We start from the raw sequence: 25,808 nt of genomic DNA on the forward strand, positions 1-25,808 counted from the left end.
AATAAGGGTGATGATTCCGATCCGTTATAAAAACGGATCGGCCTGAACTTTATCTACTTTCCAGCGACCGTTTACTTTAACCAGTTCAAGGGTGCGTAAGTCTTCTACTTTGTCGCCATTGTACTCGCCAGAAAAGAACAGGGTAACGATTGCGCTCTCTGCGTATTCGGTTCGTCCAACTGACTGCCCCGTTTGAGGCGTCACTTCAACCGTATCGTATTTCAGGTTAAACAGGTGACGTTGTACGTTGTTGTTTGTATGGTAGCGTTGCAGTATACGCGCTAAGCGATCAGTACTAATATCTACTGCGCGATCGATACTGTCATCAAGATAGATACCGCGAATAAACATCACCGCAGTGTATTCAGGTGTGTTTTCATCGAGCATGCCGTATCGCCCGATCCGTTCTTCTTTTTCGCAGCCGCTCATTATGCAGATCAGACTGGCTATACACAGCAAATGAAGGAAATTTTTCATTGTATATCAACCTGTAGTTATTCGCCTTAGAGTAACAAGGAATGCTTTTGAAAGGCAACAGACAATCAAACTTACGCATTTTGCAGCAATAAATCATACAGGCTGAAAACAACAACGGGGCCAGAAGGCCCCGTTGTAATCGTGAAAGATTTCAGTAATTACTGAACTTCTTCCTGATCGCCAAAGGCACCCGCAAAGAGTGGGCTCGACAGGTAACGTTCTGTACCGCTTGCCAGCAATACAACAACAATCTTGTCTTTGTTCTCAGGACGCTCGGCATAACGTTTAGCTGCAACCACTGCGGCACCAGACGAAATACCTGCCAGAATACCTTCTTCTACCATCAGGCGGTGCGCCATTTCCATACACTCTTCATTGGTTACGCGCTCAACTTCGTCAACCAAATCCAAATCCAGGTTGCCAGGGATAAAGCCTGCGCCAATACCCTGAATTTTATGTGGTCCAGGCGTTAGCTCCTGACCCGCTTTCGCCTGAGTGATGACTGGCGAATCGGTAGGTTCTACCGCAACAGAAGTAATGGCTTTGCCTTGCGTCTTTTTAATGTAACGGCTAACACCAGTGATAGTACCGCCAGTGCCAACGCCCGCTACGAAAGCATCGATTTTGCCGTCAGTGGCTTGCCAGATTTCCGGGCCAGTCGTTTTTTCGTGAATTTCCGGGTTTGCCGGGTTTTCAAACTGCTGAAGCAGCACGAATTTTTCGGGGTTGGAATCAACGATTTCCTGAGCGGCTGCTACGGCACCTTTCATGCCTTTGGGCGCTTCAGTTAACACCAGGTTTGCACCCAGGGCTTTTAATAGTTTACGACGCTCCAGACTCATGCTTGAAGGCATGGTCAGCGTGATTTTATAACCACGCGCTGCTGCAACAAATGCCAACGCGATACCGGTATTACCACTGGTAGGTTCAACAATTTCTTTACCTGCGGTCAGGACTCCGCGCTTTTCCGCGTCCCAAATCATGTTTGCACCAATACGGCACTTAACGCTAAAACTTGGGTTACGGGATTCAATTTTCGCGTAAACGTTTCCTGATGTAACGCGATTTAATTTAACCAGCGGCGTGTTACCGATAGAAAGTGAATTATCTTCAAAAACTTGCATGCTTGTTCCTTTTTGTTTGTCCTGAGCCCTACAATATTAGAACATAGTGACTTACTAACATAGCTTGGGACGGTGTTGCACGTTAACGCGCATTTCGTTACCCCTATATCATTGTTATTAAGCTGAAAAAAGCAAAGTGATTTTGGCTATATGTTATGGTTATTTTAATGGTTTACAGTTTCGAGGAATAACATGGCTTTTAAAGGTACTGAAAATTATATCGCCAGCGACGACCTGCAGTTGGCGGTAAATGCGGCCATAACGCTTGAGCGCCCATTGTTAATTAAAGGCGAACCGGGTACCGGCAAGACCCGGTTGGCAGAAGAATTGGCCGCGAGCCTGGGTACTGAGTTAATTCAGTGGCACATTAAATCGACAACCAAAGCCCAGCAGGGATTATACGAATACGATGCAGTTTCGCGCCTGCGCGACTCACAGTTGGGCGACGACCGGGTTCATGACATTGGCAATTACATTGTAAAAGGCAAGCTATGGCAGGCATTTGAAGCAGGTCAACGTCCGGTATTGCTGATTGACGAAATAGACAAGGCTGACATTGAGTTTCCCAACGACCTGTTGTTAGAACTCGATAAGATGGAATTCTATGTGTACGAAACGCAGCAGTACATTAAAGCAGTGCAGCGTCCGGTGGTCATTATAACCTCCAACAACGAAAAGGAATTACCCGACGCCTTCCTTCGCCGATGCTTCTTTCACTACATAAAATTCCCCACGCCAGACGAAATGCGTCAAATCGTACAAGTACATTGCCCGGATATAAAACAACGATTACTGGAAGAAGCCCTAACGTCTTTCTTCAATATTCGGGAAGTGCCCGGTTTAAAGAAAAAGCCATCAACCTCGGAGCTGATTGACTGGCTGAAATTGCTGGTGGCAGAAGATATACCACCTGAAGCACTGCAAAACAGCGACAGCAAAGCCAGTATTCCGCCGTTGTACGGTGCATTGTTAAAGAACGAACAGGACATTCACCTGTTTGAAAAACTGGTCTTTATGGCACGCCGCTAATGTTAGTTGATTTCTTTTTCACGTTACGCAAATACGGGGTGAGTACCTCGTTGCGCGAGCTGTTGGATTTGCTTAAAGCGTTGGAAAAGCAAGTGGTGTATGCCGACTTGCAACAATTCTATTATTTAGCCCGCATTGTTATGGTGAAAGATGAGTCTCAATTCGACAAATTCGATAGGGCATTTGCGGCCTATTTTAAAGGCGTTGAGGCTATCGATTTGTTCGGTGAGAGTATCCCTGAAGAATGGTTGCGCAAGGAGTTTGAAAAACACCTTACTCCGGAGGAGCGCGAGAAATTGCGACGTGAGGGCGGCCTGGAAGCATTGATGAAGACCTTGCGTGAACGGTTGGAGGAACAACAAAAGCGTCATGCTGGTGGCAATAAATGGGTGGGAACAGGTGGAACCAGCCCTTTTGGCGCGTATGGCGACAACCCTGAAGGCGTGCGCATTGGTCAGGATGGAAATCGCAAGTTTTCAGCTGTAAAGGTCTGGGATAAAAGGGAATTTAAGAATTTCGACAATGATGCTGAGCTGGGTACGCGTAACCTTAAAATGGCATTGCGCAAGTTACGCCAGTTCGCCCGAACCGGTGCCAGTGAAGAACTGGACATGCCGCGAACGATTTCCAGTACCGCCAGGCAAGGCGGCATGCTGGATATTCATATGCAGCCAGAGCGACACAATGCAGTAAAGGTGCTGATGTTCTTCGATGTGGGTGGCTCCATGGATGCCTATGTAAAAGGCGTCCAGGAATTGTTTTCTGCGGTGCATACCGAGTTTAAGCATCTGGATTACTACTACTTTCACAACTGCGTGTATGAGTCGGTGTGGAAAGACAATGCCCGGCGCAATAATGAACGCATCGAGGTGTGGGACATCATTCACAAGTATGGTCGCGACTACAAAGTAATTTTTGTGGGTGATGCCACCATGGGCCCTTACGAAATTGCCTATTCGGGTGGTAGTGTGGAGCACTGGAATGAAGAGCCGGGCGCAACCTGGATGCAACGGCTCACTCAGCATTTTCAGCATTGTATCTGGCTTAACCCGCAACCAGAAAATTACTGGCCTTACTACCAATCTGTTAGTTTAATTAATGAATTAATGGAAAATCGCATGTTCCCCCTTACGCTGGATGGCCTGAGCCGGGGTATAAAATCGTTACAGAAAAAGTAGTTTTCACGCTGTTGTTGACCAGCAAAAAAGCGTATAAATGATGCCTGTTGCGGTAGTTTTTCACCGCAATTGCATTTACACGAATTTCGGGGTTACACCGAAACACAGCCTTAACGCGCACAGTTCTAACATTACAGGGATGGCATCGCATGACAGAAGAACCAGAAAATCTAATCGCATCCAATCCAGAGCCCGCATCTGCCACTGCCAAAAGTGAAGAGCCGGTACTGAGCAATAAAGAAACCCGGGAAATCGTTACGCCGTACGCGTTTGGCGTGGCTGATGCGTTGTTGGGCCAGCCATTGGCAACGCCTTTGCGAAGGTTAGTTGCGCAGTTAATCGATATTTCTATTGTTGCGATGTTAAGTTCTGCTCACGCGTTTGTGCTGGCGTGTTTTGCAGCTGTGACGTTTTTTAAAGCCGGTAGTCATTTAGCGAAAGGAACAAAGCGCACTACCGCGCGTAAATTATTGCGTTTTTCTGCAGCTTGCCTGTTATTTATGGTGACCTACAGCATAGTAGATTCATATAACGGATCGCCGGTTAAAAATATTGGTACGCCGGACAGTACCAATCAATGGGCTGAAGCAGGATTGGGTTTAGCTCAACAGCTTGCATGGCGGGCATGTGAAGACAATATGGATTGCTATAAGGAAATTGCTGCGGATTTTGGCGAAGCAATGGCGGATACCGGCATGTCAAAATCGGATTTTGATCGCAAACTTCAGGCGTTCTTTAACGACAAAGACATCGACGCGCAAACACGAGCTGAATTATCAGAATTGTATACCGCAGCGTTTAATGCTCTACAAGAGCCGGAAGCGCAGGGGGATAATGCAGATGAGGGCACCTCAGACAAGGCCAACTCAGACAACGACACGTTACAGGCAAGTACCGTCCCCGCACCGCCGTCAACCAAGAAGGCAGATGAACCGGTAGTAAGGCTGGGATTGGGTAACGACAACAATACTCAGCGATCACAAAGTATTATTGGCTGGGTTGAAGGAATTATTCGTGATCTAGGCCTTGGCTTTGGTTGGGCTGCATTGTACTACAGCGTCCTTACAGCGTGGTGGCGCGGGCATACCATCGGTAAGAAATTACTGCGTATCAAAGTGGTGAAACTCGACGGAAGCCCGCTCAATTTGTGGGAAAGCTTTGGTCGTTACGGCGGCTATGGCGCAGGTATAGCAACCGGATTGCTGGGCTTTTTCCAGGTGTTCTGGGACCCAAACCGCCAAACCATTCAGGATAAGATTGCGGAAACCCTGGTGTTATATCGCCCCGTAGGCGCTATTCCTATTCCGCAATTGTTAGAAGAAGCGCAGCATTTTGAAAAGTCCTGAGTTAGAAGCCGGTTTCAGCAATATTCATGCTGTGCTCCTAGCAGCTGGCCAGGCCAGCCGTTATGGGAGCAATAAACTGCTATCCATTCACCCTGACTCGCAGTTGCCTCTGCTCTGGCATGTTTGTGAGCAATATAAGCTAGCCGGGATTGAGCGGATAACGGTGATCACTGGCCATTGGCACGACGCTATCTGCGCCAGTGCGGCAGAGGATATCGTCATTGAATACAACAGCCAGTGGCAAAGCGGATTAGCCAGTAGCGTAAAACTGGCTAATCAAAAAGTAAGCAGCCGCGACGCATTATTGTTGGGATTAGGCGATCAAGCCGGTATTACCGCAGATGGCCTAGCGGCATTGTGCAGCGCCTATCAGCCGCAGGTTATTACTGTCAGTCAGTATGACGGATTGCTGGGGGCCCCGGCAATCTTTCCGCCTTCACAGCGGCGCACTTTAACCCTGCTTACTGGCGATCAGGGGGCGGGCAAAATAATACGCCAGCGATATCAGGCAAATCCGCAGGCCGTTAATATTGTGCCACTGGAGGAAGCGGCTTGTGATATAGATTCACCGTCTGACTGGTTAGATTGATTTTATGTTTCGCGTCCCAATATCTGGGGAATGAAACGACAAAACGCGTACCAACTCACCCCATCCATCATGCCCGTAGTGTTTGCAATAGCCCTGTTGTGGGTGATCCAATCTGCCGGTGTGTTATTTCACCTTGATTTGTCACTTTTGGGTGTAATCCCGCATGACGTGGTTCGCTTGTACGGCATTGTAACCTCGCCGCTGGTACACGGTTCATACGAGCATCTCTTCAACAACACGCTGCCGCTGATTGTGCTGGGCAGTATGGTGCGTTACGGCTACCCCTCATCCAAAGGAAAAGTGCTGCTGTGGGCGTGGCTTACATCTGGTGTGGGCATTTGGTTATTTGGCAGGGAATCGGTGCATTTGGGTGCCAGTGGCGTGAGCCACGGTTTGTTTTTCTTTTTGTTTACGGTAAGTCTGTTGCGAAAGGACAAGCGTTCAGTCGCCCTTATGATGATTGCGTTTTTTATGTATGGCGGCATGGTCATGAGCATATTTCCCCGCGATCCCGGTATCTCGTACGAGGCACATTTCTTTGGGGCACTAGGTGGTGTGATCGCGGCGGCACTATACTGGAAACGCGATCCGAAACCGGCGATTAAACGCTACAAATGGGAAAGCCATGCTGATGAAGACGACCCGGTGATTGGTGATTTGTGGCAACAGTCACCCCATCCAGACCAGCCGGATACGCATTCACGTCACAATGTTGCACAACAACACGAACACGGTCATAACGCACATCCTCATTCCCATCGCCATGATCGTCATTATCACTGAGCGTCACTTTCATTAAGCGCCGCAATCATTAAGCACAGCAATCATTAAGCTCCAGCATCACTGAGGCAGGGCAATACCAAAATAATCGGTAATACCTGCCAGTATATTGGTGGTGGCCAGCGATGCCAGAATAAAGCCCATTACGCGACTGATAATATTTGCGCCCATCGGGCCTATAATTCGAATAATTACGTTGCTGCCCAACATCAATAGTAGCGTGATCACCAGCACTATCATCATCATTGCCGCCGTTTGGGCTTGCTCCCAGATGGTATATACATTGTTTTTCGTTAGCAATACCGCCGCCAGCATCGCACCGGGGCTGGCAATGGAGGGCACCGCAATAGGAAAAATAGCCGTTTCCCTGGCGTTGTCGGCCATTTTTAGCTCCTGTTCAGGCTTGCCCTCACCAAATATCATCGAAAGCGCAAACAGGAAAAGAACTATACCACCAGCTATCTGAAAGGCCGGTAAAGGAATGTGCATGGCGGTAAGAATCAATTCACCTGCAACAATAAAAAACAGCAGCACAACACTGGAAGCGGCAAAAGCAATCAATGCAATGTTGCGTCGTTGCCTTGCTGTGTGGTGTGCAGTGGATGCCATAAACACGGGTAGCGTGCCGATAGGGTCGATAACCGCGAAAAAATAAATGAGTACAGGAATAAAATCGATCATGTTAAAACCAGCGTGGCACACTCTGTAAATATTGTTGATACTGGGCGGTAAACTGTTTGTTCAGCGCCACCTCTTCAATGTTGACTTGCTTATACAGGGCATGCCAACCCACCAATAAACAAATCAGGGTAAATACCGAGGGCAGGGCCATAAAAAATCCAAACTGAGCAATTGCCACGCCCACATAAGCCGGGTTTCTGCTGATGTTGTAAAGCCCTTCACTTACCAGTTGTTGTGTTGCAGTGCTGTCTACACCGCTGCGCCATTGTTTGCCTAACGACAAATTAGCGGCTATGGCTAATCCAAAGCCCATTACCATAAACGTTGCACCCGCCCACATCAGTTGTGGTATCTCAAACGCGGATAATCGGAGAAGAAATTGATCGGTGGCTGGGTAAAACAATCGAACAACGCAAACCAGCCAGATGCTAACGCGAAACACCCGGAAAGTCAGGTGGTTCCACCAATGCTGACTATAACGGCGGCCCATACACACTACTCGCTTTTGACGCCGGTTTTTTACGATCACTAACGACGTATAAAATACCGCAACAAACGTGAAAAATGCGGCCAGAAACAGCCTTAGTGCATAAAAATCTTCCATGACACCCTCAGTGAATTTGCTAATCAGAAACTATGGTTATAGTGCTGAAATACTGCAAGGTAAATGCGCTGAGCTTAAGATCACCTGCGCTGGTTGATCTACCGCTGAGGCTAACAGGTTATTTACCCAGTATGCGCTGTAATCGATTTTGCCAGTGTCCGGCGTCTTCTTGTGCACAACGTTCTTCGCTGTCATATCGCACATGATGACGACTGTCTTTTAATTTTATTCCTGCTTTGAGCAGTTGCTGCTGAATAAGCTGGCGTAACCGGGTATCGTGCCCATTTTGTTGTGCAGAAGCTACTTCTTCATCGGTGTTAAACACGCAGGTTACCATCAGGCTGCCGGGGAAATGGTTGTACTTTGCAGTGTGCGTTAGCCATTCAAATCCAATGTTCCAGGTTTTAGCTGTTTCACACGCCACCGTTAGCGCTTTTATTACATTATTGTCGAGTTTTTTGATTGTTTTGTTCATGCACTTATAGCCTGAGTTTTTAATTTGCGCTGAATGTAATACAAACGAGCACCCAGCATAATGGCCGCGCTGGTTAATCCGGCGATGATCCCCAGCCAGAAACCTGTTGCTGAGAGCGGGGCGGCGGTAACCCAGTCGGTACGTCCCAGGATCACGCCAACGGGCAAACCAATTAGCCAGTAAGCACAAAAGGTAATATAGAACATGGCTGTGGTGTCTTTGTAGCCGCGCAGTGCGTTGGCAGAGATGACCTGAACCGCATCAGAAAACTGAAAAATGGCTGCAAATACCAGTAATTGAGAGGAAATAACAAGTACGTCTTTATTACTTGTATATAAGCCAATAATGATCTCACGCCCGAATATGGTAAAGCCGGCAGTTAAACAAGCAACCAGTGCGCCTATGCATAATGCACTTTTTACCGCAGTGCGAGCCTGGTTAGGCCGGTTCTGACCAATTCGGTATCCTACCCGAATAGACGTTGCCATGCCCATGCTCAGTGGGAACATAAACATCAGTGACGAAAAGTTGAGTGCGATCTGGTGAGCGGCTACCACGATTGGGCCAAAGGGGGCCAGTAACAGGGCAATTACTGCAAACAAGGTCACTTCAAATAGAATTGTCATGGCGATTGGCAGACCAAAGAAAAAGGTAGCCTTAATGTCAGCCAGACACGGTGAGTACCAGTGTGCAAACAATTTAAACGACTGAAGTCTTGGCGCTATGCGAATATAAATGAGCGTAGCAATACTCATGGCTACAAATATCAGGGCAGTCGCAATACCGCATCCGGCACCGCCAAATGCTGGAATACCCCAACCGCCGTAAACAAACAGGAAGTTACCTGCAATATTCACGATTAGGCCAATCACGGTAATGATCATACTGGGTTTGGTATGCCCAAGTGCTTCGCAGTAATTGCGAGCCCACTGATACAAGGCAAATGCAGGAAACGACCAAAACACGTATCGCACGTAATCTGCTGTAATGGTTGCCAGGGTGGCATCCATAGGAAATATCGATACTATGGCGGGTGCAAAAAATGCCGCGGTAAACGGCACAATACTGATCAGCAACAGCAAATAGCCTGCTTGTTGAGTGGTGTTCGCCACCTGATGATGGGCTTTTGAACCATGCAGGCGCGATACCAGTGGCGGGATTGCCAGCGCAATCCCCTGAATAAAGCTCATCACCGGAATCGTGATACTGAAACCCAATGCGACGGCGGCCATGTCTATAGCGCTGTAACGCCCTGCAATAATAGTATCGCTTACACCCATTAGCATCTGGGTAAGTTGCGCAATCAGTAATGGCCACGCGAGTTTTATCAGCCGACGACTTTCAAGTGCAGTGCGCCGGGAAATCATAATCATACCGGTACTTAACCCCAAATGCTGAAAGGTTGGATCATGATGTTATCGCCAGCTTGAAGGTGTTCGGCTTCTGCGGGAATAAGCATGTAACAGTTCGCTTCCACAATGCCTGTCATTACCCCTGAACTTTGCTTGCGGTGTGGTGTAACCATCAGCTTACCGTGTTCATCGGTATGGTATGTGGCCCGCTGAAAGTCCAGACGACCTGCTCTGCGTTTTATTGATACCGATAGAGTTGCGGGTAATAACTGGCGGTGAGATTCCGCGTTAACCGATTCACCTTGCATATGGCGAATGAGCGGGATCACCAATTGTTCGGTTGTAACATAGGCAGATACCGGATTGCCGGGTAAACCGCAGAATAGCGCCTTGTTTATGTGCCCGAAAGCGAAAGGCTTACCGGGCTTAATGGCGACTTTCCAAAAGGCGACTTTTCCTAGTTCGGCCAATACGTCTTTAATAAAATCCGCATCACCTACCGATACACCACCGCTGGATATTACCAAATCACATTGTTGTGACGCGGTGTGCAGTGCGGTGCGAATGGCGTCGGGTCGATCGGCAATAATACCGTAGTCAATCAGATTAACCTGGCACTGATTCAGTAGTGCAGCCACACCAATGCGGTTGGATTCGTAAATTTGCCCTTTCTCCAACGTTTCACCGGCAGACTTTAACTCATCACCTGTGGCCATTAAACCAATAGTAACCGGGCAATACACGTCTACTGTTGCCATTCCCAGTGAACTGAGCAGAGTAAGATGAGAGGGGCGTAACCGGGTGCCTGCACGAATTACACAGTGTCCGGCTGTAATATCTGCCCCAGTCTGGCGGATATTGGCACCGCTTTCAGCGGTTTCCATAATCACTATGTGAGTATCTGTGCGCTCAGTATCTTCCTGGATCACAACGGCATCACATGCATCCGGGATCGGCGCGCCGGTCATGATCCTCGCACATTCGCCACGCCCGATAACATGCTCATTGGTATCGCCTGCGAAGATACTGGCTACTATGGGCAACTGATTACCGGCTTTTGCATCGTCTGCGTGCATGACGTAGCCGTCCATAGCCGAGTTGTGACAGGGCGGAACGTTAATAGGCGCGATGATATCCTGGCTAGCCACCCGGTTTAACGCTTCCATTAACGGCAAGTTCACCGATTCAGTTGGGGAGGGCGCAGCAGCCAGAAGGGTATTTAACGCATCTTGTAGGGGTAACCAGGGATTCGCAGCCATGATAATGTCTTACAATTCAATGAGGCGCGCAGTATAACACCATTGAGCAGAGAGTAGGGAACAGAATAACGGCAAACAGCGAGTGTAGAATATCGCTGTTTACCGCCTGTAAATCAGGCATTTGCCTTTCGGTATTCCTCGTAGTCCATATTACTTAGCCATACAGTTTGGTATGGCTTAAGCTGCATAAAACCCAGTACATCCGCTACCTGATCGCGACTTATCAGATCAATCCAGTTGTCGGTGCCTATCAGGTTAATGTCAGATAACAGAATAGATTGTTCTTCGTCTGTGATGTTACTGATACAAAATATACTTTGTTTGCGATTCAGACTCTGACGCCAGTAGCCAAACAATTTTGTTCCCAGTTGTAACGTAAATTGCGTGGCATTCGGATGGAAGGCTTCCTGCGCTTTGCGTATGCGAATCAACTGTGACAAACGGGTAAGGACTTTGTGGTGTTGTGAATACGGCGAGTCCAACAGGGCTTCCAGCTCACCGTAATCCCAGCGTTTGCGATTAATTGATCGATTTTGCCCGGTATTCGCCACTTTTTCGTAATCGTTAGAGGTACCCAACAAGCTGTGAATATATAAACCAGGGATCCCTTCCATCCCTAACATCACGGCGTGGGCGCACAGGAATCGGTCGATCTGGTATTTATCAGGCCCCTTTACGGTGCCCTGCATAGCGTCAAACAGGGTAATGTTAATTTCATACGGCTTCTGCTTACCATGCTCCGACGATCGCCAGGAAATCCGGCCACCAAAGTTCTGCATGGCCTGAACCAGCGTGCCCAGTTCCTCGTCGCTCAACAATCCCTCAGCCGGGCGCAAACCAATGCCGTCGTGTGAGGCGATAAAGTTGAAGTAGGTCGTTCCGTTTTGCGCAGGTGGCATACTCATCATCCAGTTTTTCAGATAAGTACAATCACCCGTTACCATGGTATTGACCAATAAAGGTGGCAACGAGAAGTTATAAATCGCGTGCGCTTCGTTAGCATTACCAAAGTAAGTGAGGTTCTCACGGTTAGGAATGTTGGTTTCAGTAATGATGATGATACTGGGATCAACATGCTCTATTAACGTACGCATCAAACGAATCACTTCGTGTGTTTGCGGCAGGTTAATGCAGTTTGTACCAATGATTTTCCACAAGAACGCGACGGCATCCAGACGGAACAATTTGGCACCGTTGTCGATGTAATGCTTGATAATTTGAATAAAGGTGAGCAGTACCTTGGGGTTTCTGAAATCAAAATCCACCTGATCGTGACTGAAGGTACACCACACATATTGCGTACCGTTTGCCGTTTCGGTTTCTCGTAACAGTGGACTGGTGCGCGGGCGAGTCACATCAGACAAATCATCAGTCGGGTTTGCAGTCATAAAAAAATCACTGCCCGGACCATCGCCCTTTATAAAGTTATCAAACCACACACTGCGTGATGAGCAGTGATTGATAACCAAATCAAACATCAGGCCGTATTCTGCGGCAATACGGTGTACATCCGACCAGGTGCCAAGACCTTCGTTAACACTGGAATAGTTAATAACCGAAAATCCGTCATCAGAACTAAACGGGTAGAACGGCAAAATGTGTACCTTGTTCACGGTACTCTTACAATAGGTGTGTAAGAAGCGAAACAATGTGAACAGCGGCGACTCGTGCTGATTCATCACACTATCGCCATAGGTGATCATAACGATATCCTGCTCATCCCAGTGATTGTGATGAGGCGAGGGAATGGTTATGTCTTCTTCACTATGCAAACCAATGGTGTTCATTAACTGCGTAGCAAGTTCACCCATTGGAATGTCGGTTACCACATCGGCATAAATAAACTGCAGATGGTGGCTGATTTTCTCGTGTAGGTAATTCCAGTGTTGAGTCATGGCTATCCTCTGAATTCTTCAGTGTCTGCTTCTACAGCCTCCAGCAAGCGTTCCAGAATATCAGGAACCGCGCTGGTTACCCGGTTCCAGCTTGGAATGAACGGTGTTTCCATTGGGTTTTCAAGGAAGTGTTGGCCGGCTTTCATGATATTACTGGCAAACATTTCCACTGCTTTTTCTTCGTTGTGGATATCCAGACTCAGTCCGTTCATTACTGCGTCGTTGTGATAGGTTTCAATAAAGTCCAATGCAATGCGGAAATAGGTTGCTTTAATTGAGCGGAACATTTCATTGCTGAATGTAAAACCTTGTGTGGCAAGCTTGCGGAAGACCGCTTTGGTAATGTCTATAGACATTTTGGATAAGCCGCCTTGTTCATTATTTAACGACAGATCCTGATGCTTGTGATCATAGGCATCGGCAATGTCAGCTTGGCACAAGCGGTTGTGTGAGTAATTGCGGTGCATTTCAGACAGTACACCGATTTCCAGTCCCCAATCGCTGGGAATGCGGATGTCGTTCAGTACGTCGCGGCGGAATGAAAATTCACCCGCTAACGGATAACGGAAGCTATCCATAAACTCAATGTATTCGTTGTCGCCCAGCGTGCGTTTCAGGGCGCGTAGTAAAGGGGTAACCAGCAGGCGTGATACACGGCCATTGATTTTTCCATCGGCAACCCGTGCATAATACCCTTTACAAAATTCATAGTTGAACTGAGGGTTGGCTACCGGGTAAATCAAACGAGCGAGCAAGTCGCGCTTATAGGTAACAATATCGCAATCATGCAATGCAACGGATTCCGCCTTGTTAGACGCCAGTACATAGCCCATGCAATACCACACGTTGCGGCCTTTACCCAATTCTTTAGGAGCTAAGTCAAGCGACTGTAACTCTTCATCAATGGCTTTTAAACGAGGGCCATCGTTCCACAAAATCCGGTGGTGTTGTGGTAAACGCTTAAAAAATCCCTGGGCGTGACGGTATTGGTCGGCATCGGCGCGATCCAGTCCGATCACAATTTCAGACAGGTATGGCACTTTTACCAGTTCATCAACAATATGCGTTAGAGCCGGGCCTTCGAGTTCTGAAAACAACGAAGGCAGGATCAGTGCCATCGGGCGCTTTTGAGAGAAGCGCAACAACTCTGCTTCCAGTGCTTCAGTTGAGCGATTCGACAGGTTGTGCAAAGTAGTAACTATACCGTTTTGATAAAAATCGGCCATGTGTCCTCCTAATCTTTCAATGAAAGCAATTGTGTGAGCATTTCTGTCCAGCCTTCAGGGCCGGTTAAGGTGCTGGTATAAACATTGTCTTTTTTAGTCAGGGAAGGGGGCTGATGCGTAGGTGAAGCAATGCGTATAGCAATGTCTGCCGCCTCCATCATCGCAATATCGTTTTTGCCATCACCTAAAGCTATCGACGTTACATCGGTAGCAGTTTGACGGCGATATTCTTCCATAAACCAGCGCAGGGCTTTACCTTTGGTACAATCACCAGAAATGTGAATAAATCTGCCACCTTCCAGCGGTGTGGCGCCGCGTTCCTTAACGGCTTGAATAAATGCGTGTTTCCTGTCTTCTGTGCCAAGCCATAGCACGGGTTCGCCGAACTGACGTTTTGCTGCCAGTTGGGCTTCTTCTTCGCTCAAGCCTGTCGCATCCATGAGTTCCTGAATCGACATTTCGCTAAAGTGAGTAAACTCTGCTGCAAAATCTGCTTTTACTAACTCCAGTAGCTTTAACCAGTATCCTTTGGACGAAATAAAGGACTTACACCAGAATCCATCCTGCCAAGTGGTACCCGCTGGTTTTTGTTTAAAAAAGCCATGGGGAATGTAAGCTGCCGCACCGTTTTCAATAATAAACGGCCCTTTTAAGCCAATTTTTTCACGCAGCTCAACCATTTCTAAAAATGTTTTGCTGGTATTGGGTATTACTGGAATTCCTCTTGTTTTTAGTGTTTCCAGAGTAGGCGCCGCCGCCGCAAAACTGTAGGTGAAGTGGTCTAGCAATGTGCCGTCCATGTCAGTAAAAATCAGGGTGTCTGACGGGTTCATTTAACTGCCTTTTGTTGTTTTTTTGTCAGCTGGTTTATCTGTCGTTGTGCATCCAAATGGAATACGTAGTCACACCTGGCTGGTAAAGTTGACAGGCCGTGCTCTGTTAAGCGTTGATAATGTTGTATAAACCGCGCAATTTGCTGGTCGGTCATGATGCCAGGATGGTCACTGCCTACGCGGGCAGCCAATTTGTGTTCTTGTTCGGTTCGCCACTGATACACCTGGTCAAACGAAGGGGCTTTAAGCATGATCCAACATTGCATGCGTTCATAAAGTGGCAGGTAATGTTCGGTAAGTTGCCGGTTGACGTAGCGACTCCAGGTACCCAGTGGATCTTCCTGTTTTTCAAGCGTATTGACTGGTGTGGATAATGCTGTTTCTTCCTGAGGCATTACGCCCCAGCACCAGCCTTCCATTAGCACGATATCAACGGGTGTATTGACTACCGGCCATTCAATTACCGAATAAGGGTTGTCTGTTGCTTTGTTAAAGCGCGGTATGGACGCGGTTCCATACTGACCAAGCTGATCAAAGGTTTTGAGTGCCAACGGGGTATTATGAGTACCGGGTACACCGCGGGTAGCCAGTAATGGATGGACCTTTACCGCAAGCGCGTTGCGATGGGATTGGTCGAAATAAAAATCATCCAGCGACAAAGATACTACGTTCAGGCCTTTATGCTGTGAAAGGTAATACACCAGAAAATCACAAAGTGTGGATTTACCCGATCCCTGGCAACCGTTGATACCCACAAAATACGGTTTAATTGCACTGTTATAGTGCATCGCTAAATCTTCAGCTAATGGAATGAACCACTTTTGTGCGATGTCTTTGTAGCTGTCCGGAAGCTGATGTTCTTCAAGAAATAAAGAAATATCCATGGCGCTGCCTTATGTTATGGGCCGATAGCACAATATCTAAGCTGATGGTGAATTGATACTTACAACATCTGTGCCAAGGTGAGGTTAGCGTTAGGTAGTTTGGCAATAAATTCCAGCCGCACTGTGATTGTTGCACAAAAAGTGGTCACTTAATTGCTCGTTATGGGGAGAAAATAATCAAGTTCGTTGCGGAGTAATGGTTTAGCAATTTAGAGGTCAAAATGTAGTATCAACTACTATCGATACCTAACAAGAAAATTCGGTTGCGTGAAAAGTTATGGAAGTTTACTTAACGTTTGATGTTTTTAATTCATGGATCGAGAGTATTAAAGAAAGGGACTCGCGGGCATACTGGGACATTAACTCATGCGCTCTGCTGCTCGATTCGAGTTTTATCATAAGAGTTATTACCTATAAAAAATGAATCACGTGTTGTAGTTAATTTTAATTTTCTGGCCTTTTCTGGACGGGATATTGTGGTTTTGTGTCCTGGGTAAATTCACTGAAATGTAGCAATAGGGCAGATGGCCTGTAATTTTTACAGGCCAGGCAACTACTCGATTGAGTAAGCAAGCAGAGGGGTTGTGGTTCTATTTTTTTATAGCGGTGATCACCGCTCGAACCGGGGCGGGGTAGCCTTCAATGGTTTTGCTTCGATCATTAGGGTCTAAAAAGTCTGCCAGTGAATGATTGGTCATCCACGAAGTGGCGCGCTGCTCTTCGATTGAGGTAACACTGACATCCACGGTTTGGCAGTCTACAAAACCTAAGCGGCTTAACCATACTTTTAATGCGTCACAGCTGGGCAAAAACCACACATTACGCATTTGTGCGTAGCGCTCACCGGCCATCATTACGGTATTCTCATTACCTTCAACAACCAGCGTTTCCAGCACCAGTTGACCGCCGGGTTTTAACTGGTCTTTCAGTTGTTGCAAAAATTGAATGGGATCTTTGCGGTGGTACAACACGCCCATCGAAAAAACCGTATCAAAGGCTTTGAGCGGTTGCATTTGTTCAATACCCAAAGGCAACAGGTGCACCGGCGCTTTGCCAATAAAGTGTTTTATAGCCATGAACTGAATGAGGAACAACTGAGTAGGGTCGATACCATATACATTGGCAGCCCCTTCACCACGCATACGCCAGAGGTGATAACCACTGCCACAACCGACATCCAGTACCTGCTTACCCGCCAGCGGCGCTATATGGGGTTTAACGCGATCCCACTTCCAGTCTGATCGCCATTCCGTATCAATATGAATGCCATGCAGATGAAACGGACCTTTTCGCCAAGGCATAAATTGCCGCAACAATCCTTCAATGAACTTTTGCTGATATTCTGTTATGGGCGGGTCTGTTTCTATTGTTACACTGTTAACTAAATCCAGGCTGGTGGCGTTTATAGCGGGTAGCTTTTCAACCAGCTTTTGCCATTTTTTAAACTCGCCGTGCAACGCATGGCTGTACCAGTCATCCAGTTGTTGTGGCAGGGTATTTAACCAGTGGGAAAGGGGGCCATCCAGCAAATCCCGGTAGGCGTCAGAAAACAAAGCCTGTGCACTCATTAGCAACCCCTTATTTAATTGCCACCAGCGACATGAAATTGTAGCACTTGTACCACATCACCACGTCAGAAAACCCAATGTCACGTAAACGGCGTTCATGAGTACTGAAACTGTCGATAAGCATTACATTTTCCAGTGCTGCCCGTTTTTGACTGATTTCTAACTCACTGTAACCATTTTTGCGTTTAAAATTCAGATGCAGATTGTTAATCAACGCATTGCCTGCCGATTGCTCGTGCTGCACTTTTTCCGACAACACAAATATGCCACCGGTATTGAGTCCGTCGTAGATATCTTTTATGACTGCGCTGCGTTCTTCTGGTGCAATAAACTGCAGGGTAAAATTCATGATCACCATAGACGCATAGTGAATTTGGGCTGTTTGAGCAAAGCCTTCGCAAACGTGAATTTTGTTAGGTAAATTGAATGCTTCAACTACGCGTTGGCAGCGCTTTACCATCGCAGCGGAGCTGTCAATGGCCTGAATCTGACACTGATTTGGCGGGCAATGGCGTGCCACCGATAATGAGGCTGCACCCAGTGAACAACCCAAATCATACACATTAGAGTGTGGCGTAACATAAGCCTCTGCAAGTTCGCCGATGGTTTCGATGATTGTTTGGTAGCCGGGAACCGAACGATTGATCATGTCCGGAAATACATCAGCTACAGCATCATCAAAACAAAAGTCGCCAACATGTTCACGAGGCGTTGCAAAAATATTGTCTTTATTGGCCACAATTTCTCCAATGCGCAAATAACGGGCGGCAATTTTACTCTGCCTTAGCGGAAATCCAAGTAAAAATAGAAAAAAAACACCAACAATCCAATTCTTTACTTCAATAAGTTAATCTTTAGTATTACCCTATGCTGATATGCAGTTGGAAGCGATTGAGGCCTTTATAAATGCGATTTGTTATAGCTGATGACCACCCCCTTTTCAGGGAGGCACTCACTGCGGCGCTTACTCCTTTGTTTGACGGATTATCGGTAATCGAAGCTGATTCAACAGATGCGTTGTTTGATGTGTTAAAACGCAATGATAACGTTGACTTGCTGTTGCTGGATTTGTCTATGCCAGGATCAAACTGGTTCGATACTCTGACAACCGCCAAAGAAAGATTACCCGATTTACCCATAGTGATGGTTTCTGCCAATGATGACATTGATGTCATCTCTCAAGCCATGGCGCTGGGAGCATCAGGCTACATTCCTAAATCCACGCCCACACGTTCAATTGCCGAAGCCATTGACATTGTGTTAGGTGGTGAACAATGGTTGCCAGCCAGTATTGCTGAGAGACTCACTGATCACAGCAGTAACATGAGTGATATGCTTGAGCGCTTTAAAGAGCTGACCCCCAAGCAGTTACTGGTGTTGCGTTATGTGCGTTCTGGCATGATGAACAAGCAAATTGCACACGAAATGAATGTAACCGAAGCAACGGTTAAAGCGCATATCAGTGCAGCCTTGAAGAAGCTGGATATTAATACCCGCACCCAGGCGGTGCTGCTAATGGACAAGCTCCAAATCAATTAATACTTCTCATGAGGTGCCGATGAACCCACGCATACCAAAAGTAGATCTTCATCGGCATCTGGATGGCAACATTCGCCCGGCTACCATTTGGGAGTTGGCGCAAATACACCAGCTTTCACTTCCAGCATCCTCTGCTGAGGGGCTCATCCCATTTTGTCAGATTCAGGACAAAACCAGTGATTTACTGGCGTTCCTGGCCAAGCTCGACTGCGGTGTATCGGTATTAGCCGATTATGATGCCTGTTATCGTATTGCATATGAAAACGTAGAAGACGCCAATCAAGAAGGACTCGACTACGTTGAGCTGCGCTTTTCACCGTATTACATGGCACAAACGCATCGGTTAACGGTTGCCCGTGTTGTGGAAGCCGTTGTTCAGGGATGTAAAGATGGTGAGCGGGACTTTGGCGTTAAGGTGAATCTGATTGGGATACTAAGCCGAACGTTTGGTACCGATGCCTGTTCGCAAGAACTGGCAGGTTTGCTAGCGCATCAAGATAATATTACGGCATTAGATTTAGCCGGTGATGAACTGGGGTTTCCTGCGCCTTTGTTTGTATCGCACTTTAAGCAGGCCCGTGATGCTGGTTGGCACATTACCGTGCATGCAGGTGAAGCTGACGGGCCACAAAGTATCTGGCATGCCATCGAATTGCTTGGCGCGCAGCGTATTGGGCACGGTGTTGCTGCGCAACAGGATCCACGGTTAATGCGTTATCTGGCAGAACACAATATTGGAATAGAAGCCTGCCCAACATCCAATTATCAAACTGCAACAGTAGAAGATACTGCAAATCATCCTTTAAAAGCGTTTCTGGATGCAGGTTTGGCCGTCACGTTAAACACCGATGATCCCGGTGTATCGGCTATCAATCTGGCTCACGAATTTCATGTCGCAAAAACGGTAATTAAGTTATCGGATACCCAACTGGACTCGGTACAGCGCAATGCCGTTGAGCAAGCCTTTTTGACGGCAGCCGAAAAACAACAGCTTTTCCAAACAGCAGCCTTGCGCAGCTAACACTACCTGGTTGACCTGTCCTGCGTCTGCGTTACTGAATGCTGTAGATTAAGCCACAAAAGTGTATTGAACTCAGGTATATAACAGTTCAGACTTTGTAGCTTATTACTCCGTCAATTGTTTACACTGGCAGGTTGTTATGTCTCCGCTGTTAATTTCTGTTGGGCTGCTTTTTTGCAGCAATATCTTTATGACCTTCGCGTGGTACGCGCATCTGAAAGAGCTTAATCAGAAACCCTGGATTATTGCGGCGCTGGTGAGTTGGGGAATTGCCTCTATAGAATACTTGTTTCAGGTACCGGCAAATCGCATTGGTTTTACGGTTATGTCGGTGGCACAGCTTAAAATACTTCAGGAAGTGATCACGCTAACCGTTTTTGTCCCGTTTTCGGTGATGTACTTAAAGGAGCCGTTAAAGCTTGATTATTTATGGGCGGGTTTGTGTATGGTAGGGGCCGTTTATTTTATGTTCAGATCAAAAATGTAATAGTGTAAAAAAGAAAAGGAAGCCAATTGGCTTCCTTTTGCAACGGTTAATATCAACGCTATATTAGCGAATAGCTGCAACCAGTTCTTCGTGCGCGAAGTCATCTACTGCGATGATTTTCGCTCTGCCAGCCTCTGTACGACGCAGCAAATCAGCTTCTTCATCGGTAATGAGTTTTTTCTCAATAGCAATATCAGCCAGTTTGTCCAGTTGGGTAAACTGACGCTTTTCTCCCAGTGCTTTACAAACCTTGTCGAACACGGGTTCAGCCGCAATCACATCATCCAGCGTTTGCTCCAGCTCACCGGGTAAGCTACCTGGTTCGCGGGTTAAATACTGGCCATCACCCAGACGGCTTCGCGCTGTTCCGGGTGTTTGCAATAGCTGTGCGATTTGGTGTTCCGTTTCATCACTGGGTTTGCTTACGCGGTGTCCAAATGGAATTAATTTCCACTTAAGTACCTTGCCCAGCCAGCCAATCGGGAAGTTATCCAGGAAGTCCATTAAGGCGGTTTCCAGTTGATAAATGCAATCTTGCATAGCCCAGTGCATTAAGGGCAGATCTTCGTGTTGACGACCTTCTTCGTCGAAGCGTTTTAATGTTGCGCTTGCCAGGTAAATGTAGCTCAACAAATCGCCTAAGCGCGCAGATAAACGCTCGCGACGTTTAAGTGAGCCGCCCAGAATACCCATCGATACGTCGGTAAGTAGCGCCAGGTTGGCACTGTAACCTTGTAGCAATTGATAATATCGCGCAGTGCTGTCTTTGAATGGTGAGCTGTGCAGATATCCGTGGGTGAGTGTAAACCACGAACTGCGCACCGCATTGGCAAGGGCAAAGCCAATGTGGCCAAATACGGCTTTATCGAACGCCTGAATCGCTTCGTCATTATCGTCAATTGCTGCGGCTTTGATTTCTTCCAGAACATAAGGATGGCAGCGCATAGCGCCCTGACCAAAAATCATCATGTTGCGGGTAAGAATGTTTGCGCCTTCCACAGTAATCGAAATGGGCATGCCCTGATAACCACGTCCCAGGTAGTTGTTTGGCCCCAGCATAATGCCTTTACCACCATGCACGTCCATCGCATCGTTTACCACGATACGTGAGCGCTCAGTGAGGTGGTATTTACAAATGGCAGAGATCACGGAGGGCTTTTCACCCAGGTCTACACCTACCGTAGACAAACGCGTTACGGCGTCCATCATGTAAGCATTGCCACCGATACGGGCAAGCATTTCTTCCACGCCCTCCATGTGTCCGATAGGAATTTTAAACTGACGACGAATGCGAGCATAGGCACCGGTAGACATGGCACAGGCTTTTGCACCGCCCGCTGAAGTAGAGGGCAGGGTGATACAACGGCCAACCGACAAACATTCCATCAGCATGCGCCAGCCTTTACCGGCCATGTCAGCGCCACCAATAATGAAATCAAGTGGAACGAAAATATCCTTTCCGCGTACCGGACCGTTTTGGAATGGCGTATTTAACGGGAAGTGGCGACGGCCTATGTCCAGCCCTTTAGTGTCATGTGGAATGAGCGCACAGGTAATACCTAAATCGGTTTTGTTACCTAACAATTGGTCTGGGTCATACAGTTTAAACGCCAGGCCCACTACAGTAGCAACCGGTGCCAGGGTGATATAGCGTTTGTCAAAGGTAAGACGCATACCCAGCACTTCTTCACCTTCCCATTCGCCTTTACACACAATGCCCTGATCGGGAATGGCACCCGCATCGGAACCCGCTTCCGGGCTGGTTAATGCAAAGCAGGGGATTTCGTCACCCTTTGCCAGTCGCGGCAAATAATGGTCTTTTTGAGCCTGGGTACCATAATGCTGGAGCAATTCCCCCGGGCCTAACGAATTAGGCACGCCTACTGTGCTCGAGAGCACCGCACTGGTGCCCGCCAGTTTGGCTATTACGCGGGATTGGGCATAGGCAGAAAAATCAAGACCGCCGTATTCCTTTTTAATGATCATGGCAAAGAACTTATGTTCTTTCAGGTAGGCCCATACTTCAGGGGGCAGATCGGCATCTTTATGGTTTACCTGCCACTCGTCAATCATACTGCACACGCGATCAACCGGACCATCCAGGAAAGCCTGTTCTTCGGCGGTTAAGCGCCCTTTAGGAATAGCATGAAGGGTATGCCAGTTTGGACGGCCAGAGAAAATTTCTCCATCCCACCATACGGTACCTGCATCAATGGCTTCCTGTTCAGTGGATGACATTTCAGGCATTACTTTGCGATAAAATGCCAGCATGGGTGTAGTGAGATAAGGAATACGTACCGAAGGCACTACAAAGGGGACTGCAAGTAATGCAAAGAACACCCAGCTGAAAAAGCCCAGGCTGCCAAACAGCGTTGCAATAATTAGCGCAGCCGCGCCGATTGCTACGGTGTTAGTTAAGGTAAATCGTTTATAGGCACACACTGCGAGTGCGACCAACACGATAATGATCCACACTAAATCAGACATTTTTACTCCTCATAATCTACTGTTGAGGTCTGACCAGAATACGTTAAAACTATCTCTGCATAGCCGAAAAATCAAGTAAAAACGGTGTTAAATCCGTGTAATAAACGAAGTTCGCTTAGAGGTAGTTAATTGAAGGGAAATACAATTGGAAAGATAATAGTTAAAAGCCAATTGCGCGGCTGAAGCCGCGCAATTGAGTCAAATTCTGTTTACATGGGAGCGTAGGCTTTTAAGCGCAAATCACCTTGCTCTTCACCGTCTTTAAACTGCTGTAACCTTACCATCTGATAATTTAGTTCTGGCGCAAACCAAGCGTAAGTTACCCGCGAACCAGAGTCGCGTTCTATTTCAACTTTAATCGCTTCGATGTCGCCATAGGGCAAGGTTAATTTTTCAACCCCATGAACCTGCATGCCATAGTGTTTTTGCTGACCGCGATAGTTAATAAACTGGTAATCCAGTTCTTTTACACCCTGTGCCAGTCTTACTGTCAGGTCGAGTCGGTAAAGCTGGTTATCCAATTCGTTTTGCCAGGGTAACTGCATTTGTTCGCCATCATTGTCGATATCAATAAAGGCGGGTGGTCCTGCATGAAATGTGACTTTTAGTGCTTTATCTGAACCCGTGCCGGTGCGGGAATAATTGTATTCCTGCGGCGTAATAGTATCGCCGTCGACTCTAAAAATAGAGTGTTCAAAACGTTTGTCTGTGAGGAAGAACTTGGATAATTTTGATTGATAAGTCAGTGAATACAGCCCAGGTGATAACGCTTCTAATGAAACTTTTGCCGAGCCCAGATTGTCGTCCCATTTATAAGCGTAGTATACAGCTTCAAAAGGTTGTAGTTGGACTTCGGCGATATGAGTTGATTTGGTGGACGCTAAGCCTGTTGAAGAAAACAGGCCGAGCAGAGATATGCAAATAACACGCTTAATCGTTAGCGTAACCGCCTTCTGGAAGAAGATTCCCATCTAATACTGCCTTATTATTATTCATTGATAACCGGCCACTGCAAAACCAGTGTACCACCAATGGGTAAATATGGCGTTCCTGTTCCTGCACCCGCTGAGCCAGTGTACCAGCATCATCGTCGCTAAACACCGGCACTTTACATTGAATGATGACCGGGCCGCCGTCAAGTTCTGGTGTTACAAAGTGAACGCTTAATCCGTGCTCCTCGTCGCCATTGTCGATGGCGCGTTGGTGCGTATTTAACCCTTTGTACTTAGGCAACAAGGATGGATGAATGTTCAATAATTTACCCAGATAATGATCAACAAAATCAGCGGTAAGGATTCGCATAAAACCTGCTAGCACTACGCAGTCGGGTGCATAGCTGTCGAGCGTTTGCATCAGTGCAGCGTCGTAACTTTCGCGATCATCAAAGGTTTTGTGGTCCAGGCAAACCGCAGGGATCCCTGCGGTTTCTGCACGTTCTAAACCATAGGCGTCTGGACGGTTTGATATCACACAGGCAATCTTGCCGTGAATTTTACCCGCCGCAACAGCATCAATTATGGCCTGAAGGTTTGACCCGTTTCCGGAGATTAATACACAAATATTAGGCACTGCACTGGACATCGGCATTACTCGGTAATTTCTACTTGTGCATCACCATCTAATTCAGCAATGCTACCAATCAACCAGGCGTTTTCACCGGCTTGCGTTAAAATAGACAGAGCTGAATCAACATCGGCTTTATCAATTACAATAATCAAACCTACACCACAGTTAAATGTGCGGTACATTTCGCGGGTTTTTACATTGCCGTTAGTTTGTAGCCATTTGAATACTGCTGGCCATTCCCAGCTTTTTCCGTCGATTACGGCTTTCGCATTTTCAGGCAGTACACGAGGAATGTTTTCCCAGAAACCGCCACCGGTAATGTGAGAAATAGCCGACACTTTTACTGTTTCCAGCAACTTGAGAACGGATTTAACGTAGATTTTTGTGGGTTCTAGCAAATGGTCGATAATTGGCTTACCTTCCAATGGTTGTGTTACATCGGCACCACTTACTTCAATAATTTTACGAACAAGAGAATAGCCGTTTGAGTGCGGACCCGATGAACCCAGCGCAATGATTTTTTGGCCAGCAGTAACATTGGCTCCATCAATAACCTCAGAGGCTTCTACCACGCCTACACAGAAGCCAGCGATATCGTAGTCGTCACCATGGTACATGCCGGGCATTTCAGCAGTTTCGCCACCAATAAGTGCACAACCTGCCTGCTCACAGCCAGCACCAATTCCCGATACTACGTCGGCCGCGGTGTCTACATTGAGTTTACCTGTGGCGTAATAGTCCAGGAAGAATAGGGGTTCAGCACCCTGAACTATCAGGTCGTTCACGCACATGGCAACTAAATCAATACCCACGCTATCGTGACGCGCATAGTCCATGGCTAAACGCAGCTTTGTACCCACGCCATCGGTGCCTGAAACCAACAACGGTTGTTTGTATTTTTCCGGCAGCGCACACAGTGCGCCAAAGCCACCCAGACCTCCACGTACTTCTGGTCGGTTAGTGCGTTTGGTTACCGATTTAATACGTTCTACTAATTGATTGCCAGCATCGATGTCGACGCCTGCATCTTTATAACTTAACGAGGTATTTTTGTCAGTCACGGGCAAGCCTTTTTAGGTGGACGGGTTTGAATGCGCGGATTCTACCAGTATCCGTCTCTAAGTCCAATGCGTAATCCCTCAAGTTAAGCAGGAAATGTGTATTATTCCCAACAGGGGACAAGAGGTACCGCCAGCGGATATTGGTCGTCAATATTGACCTTTGGGGTTGAGCGGTTGTTTTCTGTACAGATGCATCGGGATAGATCAGCACAATGCTCATTTTTGTGGTGAAAATCAGATTTAAATAGCTCACAATACAAAAATTATCACCACTGTATTGACCAGTTGGTACCAGAAGTGATTTGCAAATAGTCAGTGAATGTAAAAAGGTCGAAAGTTGAGTAAAG

25 protein-coding genes are annotated in these 25,808 nt (G+C 47.1%); 8 read left to right on the forward strand and 17 right to left on the reverse strand.

Annotated features, from left to right (window positions below):
* Positions 1-24: 24 nt before the first annotated feature.
* Together FJ444_RS06775 and cysK are read right to left on the reverse strand one after the other, a co-directional pair.
* The gene (locus tag FJ444_RS06775) at positions 25-477 is read right to left on the reverse strand and encodes a hypothetical protein (RefSeq protein WP_140957188.1); all 453 of its coding nucleotides are present in this window, start codon (positions 475-477) and stop codon (positions 25-27) included.
* A 158-nt stretch (positions 478-635) separates the two neighbouring features.
* Positions 636-1,601 (reverse strand): cysteine synthase A, encoded by a 966-nt coding sequence (gene cysK, locus FJ444_RS06780; protein WP_140957190.1) that lies wholly within the window; start codon positions 1,599-1,601, stop codon positions 636-638.
* Between the two features lie 192 nt (positions 1,602-1,793).
* Between cysK and FJ444_RS06785 the strand changes: the two genes are divergently transcribed.
* The 5 genes from FJ444_RS06785 to FJ444_RS06805 all read left to right on the forward strand — a co-directional run bounded on the left by FJ444_RS06785 (position 1,794) and on the right by FJ444_RS06805 (position 6,526).
* Entirely contained in the window at positions 1,794-2,630 is an 837-nt protein-coding gene (locus FJ444_RS06785; RefSeq protein WP_140957192.1) for a MoxR family ATPase, read from the forward strand.
* Positions 2,630-3,808 carry a VWA domain-containing protein gene (locus FJ444_RS06790; protein ID WP_140957194.1) on the forward strand — a complete coding sequence of 393 codons (1,179 nt, stop codon included), beginning with the start codon at positions 2,630-2,632 and terminating at the stop codon, positions 3,806-3,808. Before FJ444_RS06785 ends, FJ444_RS06790 begins: the two co-directional genes overlap by 1 nt.
* Positions 3,809-3,957: 149 nt before the next feature.
* Positions 3,958-5,154: an RDD family protein gene (locus tag FJ444_RS06795; RefSeq protein ID WP_140957196.1), complete on the forward strand. Its 1,197-nt coding sequence runs from the start codon at positions 3,958-3,960 to the stop codon at positions 5,152-5,154.
* Entirely contained in the window at positions 5,141-5,743 is a 603-nt protein-coding gene (locus FJ444_RS06800) for an NTP transferase domain-containing protein (protein WP_181405091.1), read from the forward strand. The genes FJ444_RS06795 and FJ444_RS06800 overlap by 14 nt, the downstream gene beginning before the upstream one ends.
* A gap of 30 nt (positions 5,744-5,773) precedes the next feature.
* Positions 5,774-6,526 carry a rhomboid family intramembrane serine protease gene (locus FJ444_RS06805; protein ID WP_140957199.1) on the forward strand — a complete coding sequence of 251 codons (753 nt, stop codon included), beginning with the start codon at positions 5,774-5,776 and terminating at the stop codon, positions 6,524-6,526.
* A 57-nt stretch (positions 6,527-6,583) separates the two neighbouring features.
* Here FJ444_RS06805 and FJ444_RS06810 read toward each other — a convergent pair whose 3' ends face one another.
* From FJ444_RS06810 to cmoA, 11 genes are all read right to left on the reverse strand, one after another.
* Positions 6,584-7,204, reverse strand: coding sequence for a MarC family protein (locus FJ444_RS06810; RefSeq protein WP_140957201.1), 621 nt, complete (start codon positions 7,202-7,204; stop codon positions 6,584-6,586).
* A gap of 1 nt (position 7,205) precedes the next feature.
* On the reverse strand, positions 7,206-7,808 hold the full coding sequence (locus FJ444_RS06815) for an isoprenylcysteine carboxylmethyltransferase family protein (protein WP_140957203.1): 603 nt from the start codon (positions 7,806-7,808) through the stop codon (positions 7,206-7,208).
* A gap of 118 nt (positions 7,809-7,926) precedes the next feature.
* Entirely contained in the window at positions 7,927-8,283 is a 357-nt protein-coding gene (locus FJ444_RS06820) for a Fis family transcriptional regulator (protein ID WP_140957205.1), read from the reverse strand.
* Entirely contained in the window at positions 8,280-9,650 is a 1,371-nt protein-coding gene (locus FJ444_RS06825; RefSeq protein ID WP_140957580.1) for an MATE family efflux transporter, read from the reverse strand. Before FJ444_RS06825 ends, FJ444_RS06820 begins: the two co-directional genes overlap by 4 nt.
* Before the next feature lie 14 nt (positions 9,651-9,664).
* Positions 9,665-10,894 carry a gephyrin-like molybdotransferase Glp gene (glp, locus tag FJ444_RS06830; RefSeq protein ID WP_140957207.1) on the reverse strand — a complete coding sequence of 410 codons (1,230 nt, stop codon included), beginning with the start codon at positions 10,892-10,894 and terminating at the stop codon, positions 9,665-9,667.
* Positions 10,895-11,007: 113 nt separating this feature from the next.
* The gene (locus tag FJ444_RS06835) at positions 11,008-12,789 is read right to left on the reverse strand and encodes a sugar phosphorylase (protein WP_140957209.1); all 1,782 of its coding nucleotides are present in this window, start codon (positions 12,787-12,789) and stop codon (positions 11,008-11,010) included.
* Between the two features lie 2 nt (positions 12,790-12,791).
* Entirely contained in the window at positions 12,792-14,015 is a 1,224-nt protein-coding gene (locus FJ444_RS06840) for a glycosyl transferase (protein ID WP_140957211.1), read from the reverse strand.
* Positions 14,016-14,023: 8 nt separating this feature from the next.
* Positions 14,024-14,848, reverse strand: a complete 825-nt coding sequence (locus FJ444_RS06845; protein WP_140957213.1) for a mannosyl-3-phosphoglycerate phosphatase — start codon at positions 14,846-14,848, stop codon at positions 14,024-14,026.
* Complete coding sequence (locus FJ444_RS06850; RefSeq protein ID WP_140957215.1) at positions 14,845-15,732, reverse strand: kinase; 888 nt, start codon at positions 15,730-15,732, stop codon at positions 14,845-14,847. Before FJ444_RS06850 ends, FJ444_RS06845 begins: the two co-directional genes overlap by 4 nt.
* Before the next feature lie 590 nt (positions 15,733-16,322).
* On the reverse strand, positions 16,323-17,300 hold the full coding sequence (gene cmoB, locus FJ444_RS06855; RefSeq protein ID WP_140957217.1) for a tRNA 5-methoxyuridine(34)/uridine 5-oxyacetic acid(34) synthase CmoB: 978 nt from the start codon (positions 17,298-17,300) through the stop codon (positions 16,323-16,325).
* A gap of 10 nt (positions 17,301-17,310) precedes the next feature.
* Positions 17,311-18,039 carry a carboxy-S-adenosyl-L-methionine synthase CmoA gene (gene cmoA, locus FJ444_RS06860; RefSeq protein WP_140957219.1) on the reverse strand — a complete coding sequence of 243 codons (729 nt, stop codon included), beginning with the start codon at positions 18,037-18,039 and terminating at the stop codon, positions 17,311-17,313.
* A gap of 167 nt (positions 18,040-18,206) precedes the next feature.
* Here cmoA and FJ444_RS06865 point away from each other — a divergent pair, with 167 nt between their 5' ends.
* The 3 genes from FJ444_RS06865 to FJ444_RS06875 all read left to right on the forward strand — a co-directional run bounded on the left by FJ444_RS06865 (position 18,207) and on the right by FJ444_RS06875 (position 20,347).
* The gene (locus tag FJ444_RS06865; protein ID WP_140957221.1) at positions 18,207-18,839 is read left to right on the forward strand and encodes a response regulator transcription factor; all 633 of its coding nucleotides are present in this window, start codon (positions 18,207-18,209) and stop codon (positions 18,837-18,839) included.
* Positions 18,840-18,858: 19 nt separating this feature from the next.
* Positions 18,859-19,860 carry an adenosine deaminase gene (gene add, locus FJ444_RS06870; protein WP_140957223.1) on the forward strand — a complete coding sequence of 334 codons (1,002 nt, stop codon included), beginning with the start codon at positions 18,859-18,861 and terminating at the stop codon, positions 19,858-19,860.
* 139 nt (positions 19,861-19,999) lie between these two features.
* Positions 20,000-20,347, forward strand: a complete 348-nt coding sequence (locus FJ444_RS06875) for a DMT family protein (protein ID WP_140957225.1) — start codon at positions 20,000-20,002, stop codon at positions 20,345-20,347.
* A gap of 63 nt (positions 20,348-20,410) precedes the next feature.
* Here the strand turns inward: FJ444_RS06875 and fadE are convergent, their stop codons facing one another.
* From fadE to purM, 4 genes are all read right to left on the reverse strand, one after another.
* Complete coding sequence (fadE, locus tag FJ444_RS06880) at positions 20,411-22,834, reverse strand: acyl-CoA dehydrogenase FadE (RefSeq protein ID WP_140957227.1); 2,424 nt, start codon at positions 22,832-22,834, stop codon at positions 20,411-20,413.
* Between the two features lie 209 nt (positions 22,835-23,043).
* Positions 23,044-23,805, reverse strand: coding sequence for a DUF3108 domain-containing protein (locus FJ444_RS06885; RefSeq protein WP_140957228.1), 762 nt, complete (start codon positions 23,803-23,805; stop codon positions 23,044-23,046).
* On the reverse strand, positions 23,765-24,415 hold the full coding sequence (purN, locus tag FJ444_RS06890) for a phosphoribosylglycinamide formyltransferase (RefSeq protein ID WP_140957583.1): 651 nt from the start codon (positions 24,413-24,415) through the stop codon (positions 23,765-23,767). The genes FJ444_RS06885 and purN overlap by 41 nt, the downstream gene beginning before the upstream one ends.
* 5 nt (positions 24,416-24,420) lie before the next feature.
* Positions 24,421-25,461: a phosphoribosylformylglycinamidine cyclo-ligase gene (purM, locus tag FJ444_RS06895; RefSeq protein WP_140957230.1), complete on the reverse strand. Its 1,041-nt coding sequence runs from the start codon at positions 25,459-25,461 to the stop codon at positions 24,421-24,423.
* Positions 25,462-25,808: the final 347 nt, after the last annotated feature.

It is taken from the genome of Aestuariibacter sp. GS-14 (assembly GCF_006494365.1).
In the GTDB taxonomy this organism is placed as follows: Bacteria; Pseudomonadota; Gammaproteobacteria; order Enterobacterales; family Alteromonadaceae; genus Alteromonas; species Alteromonas mangrovi.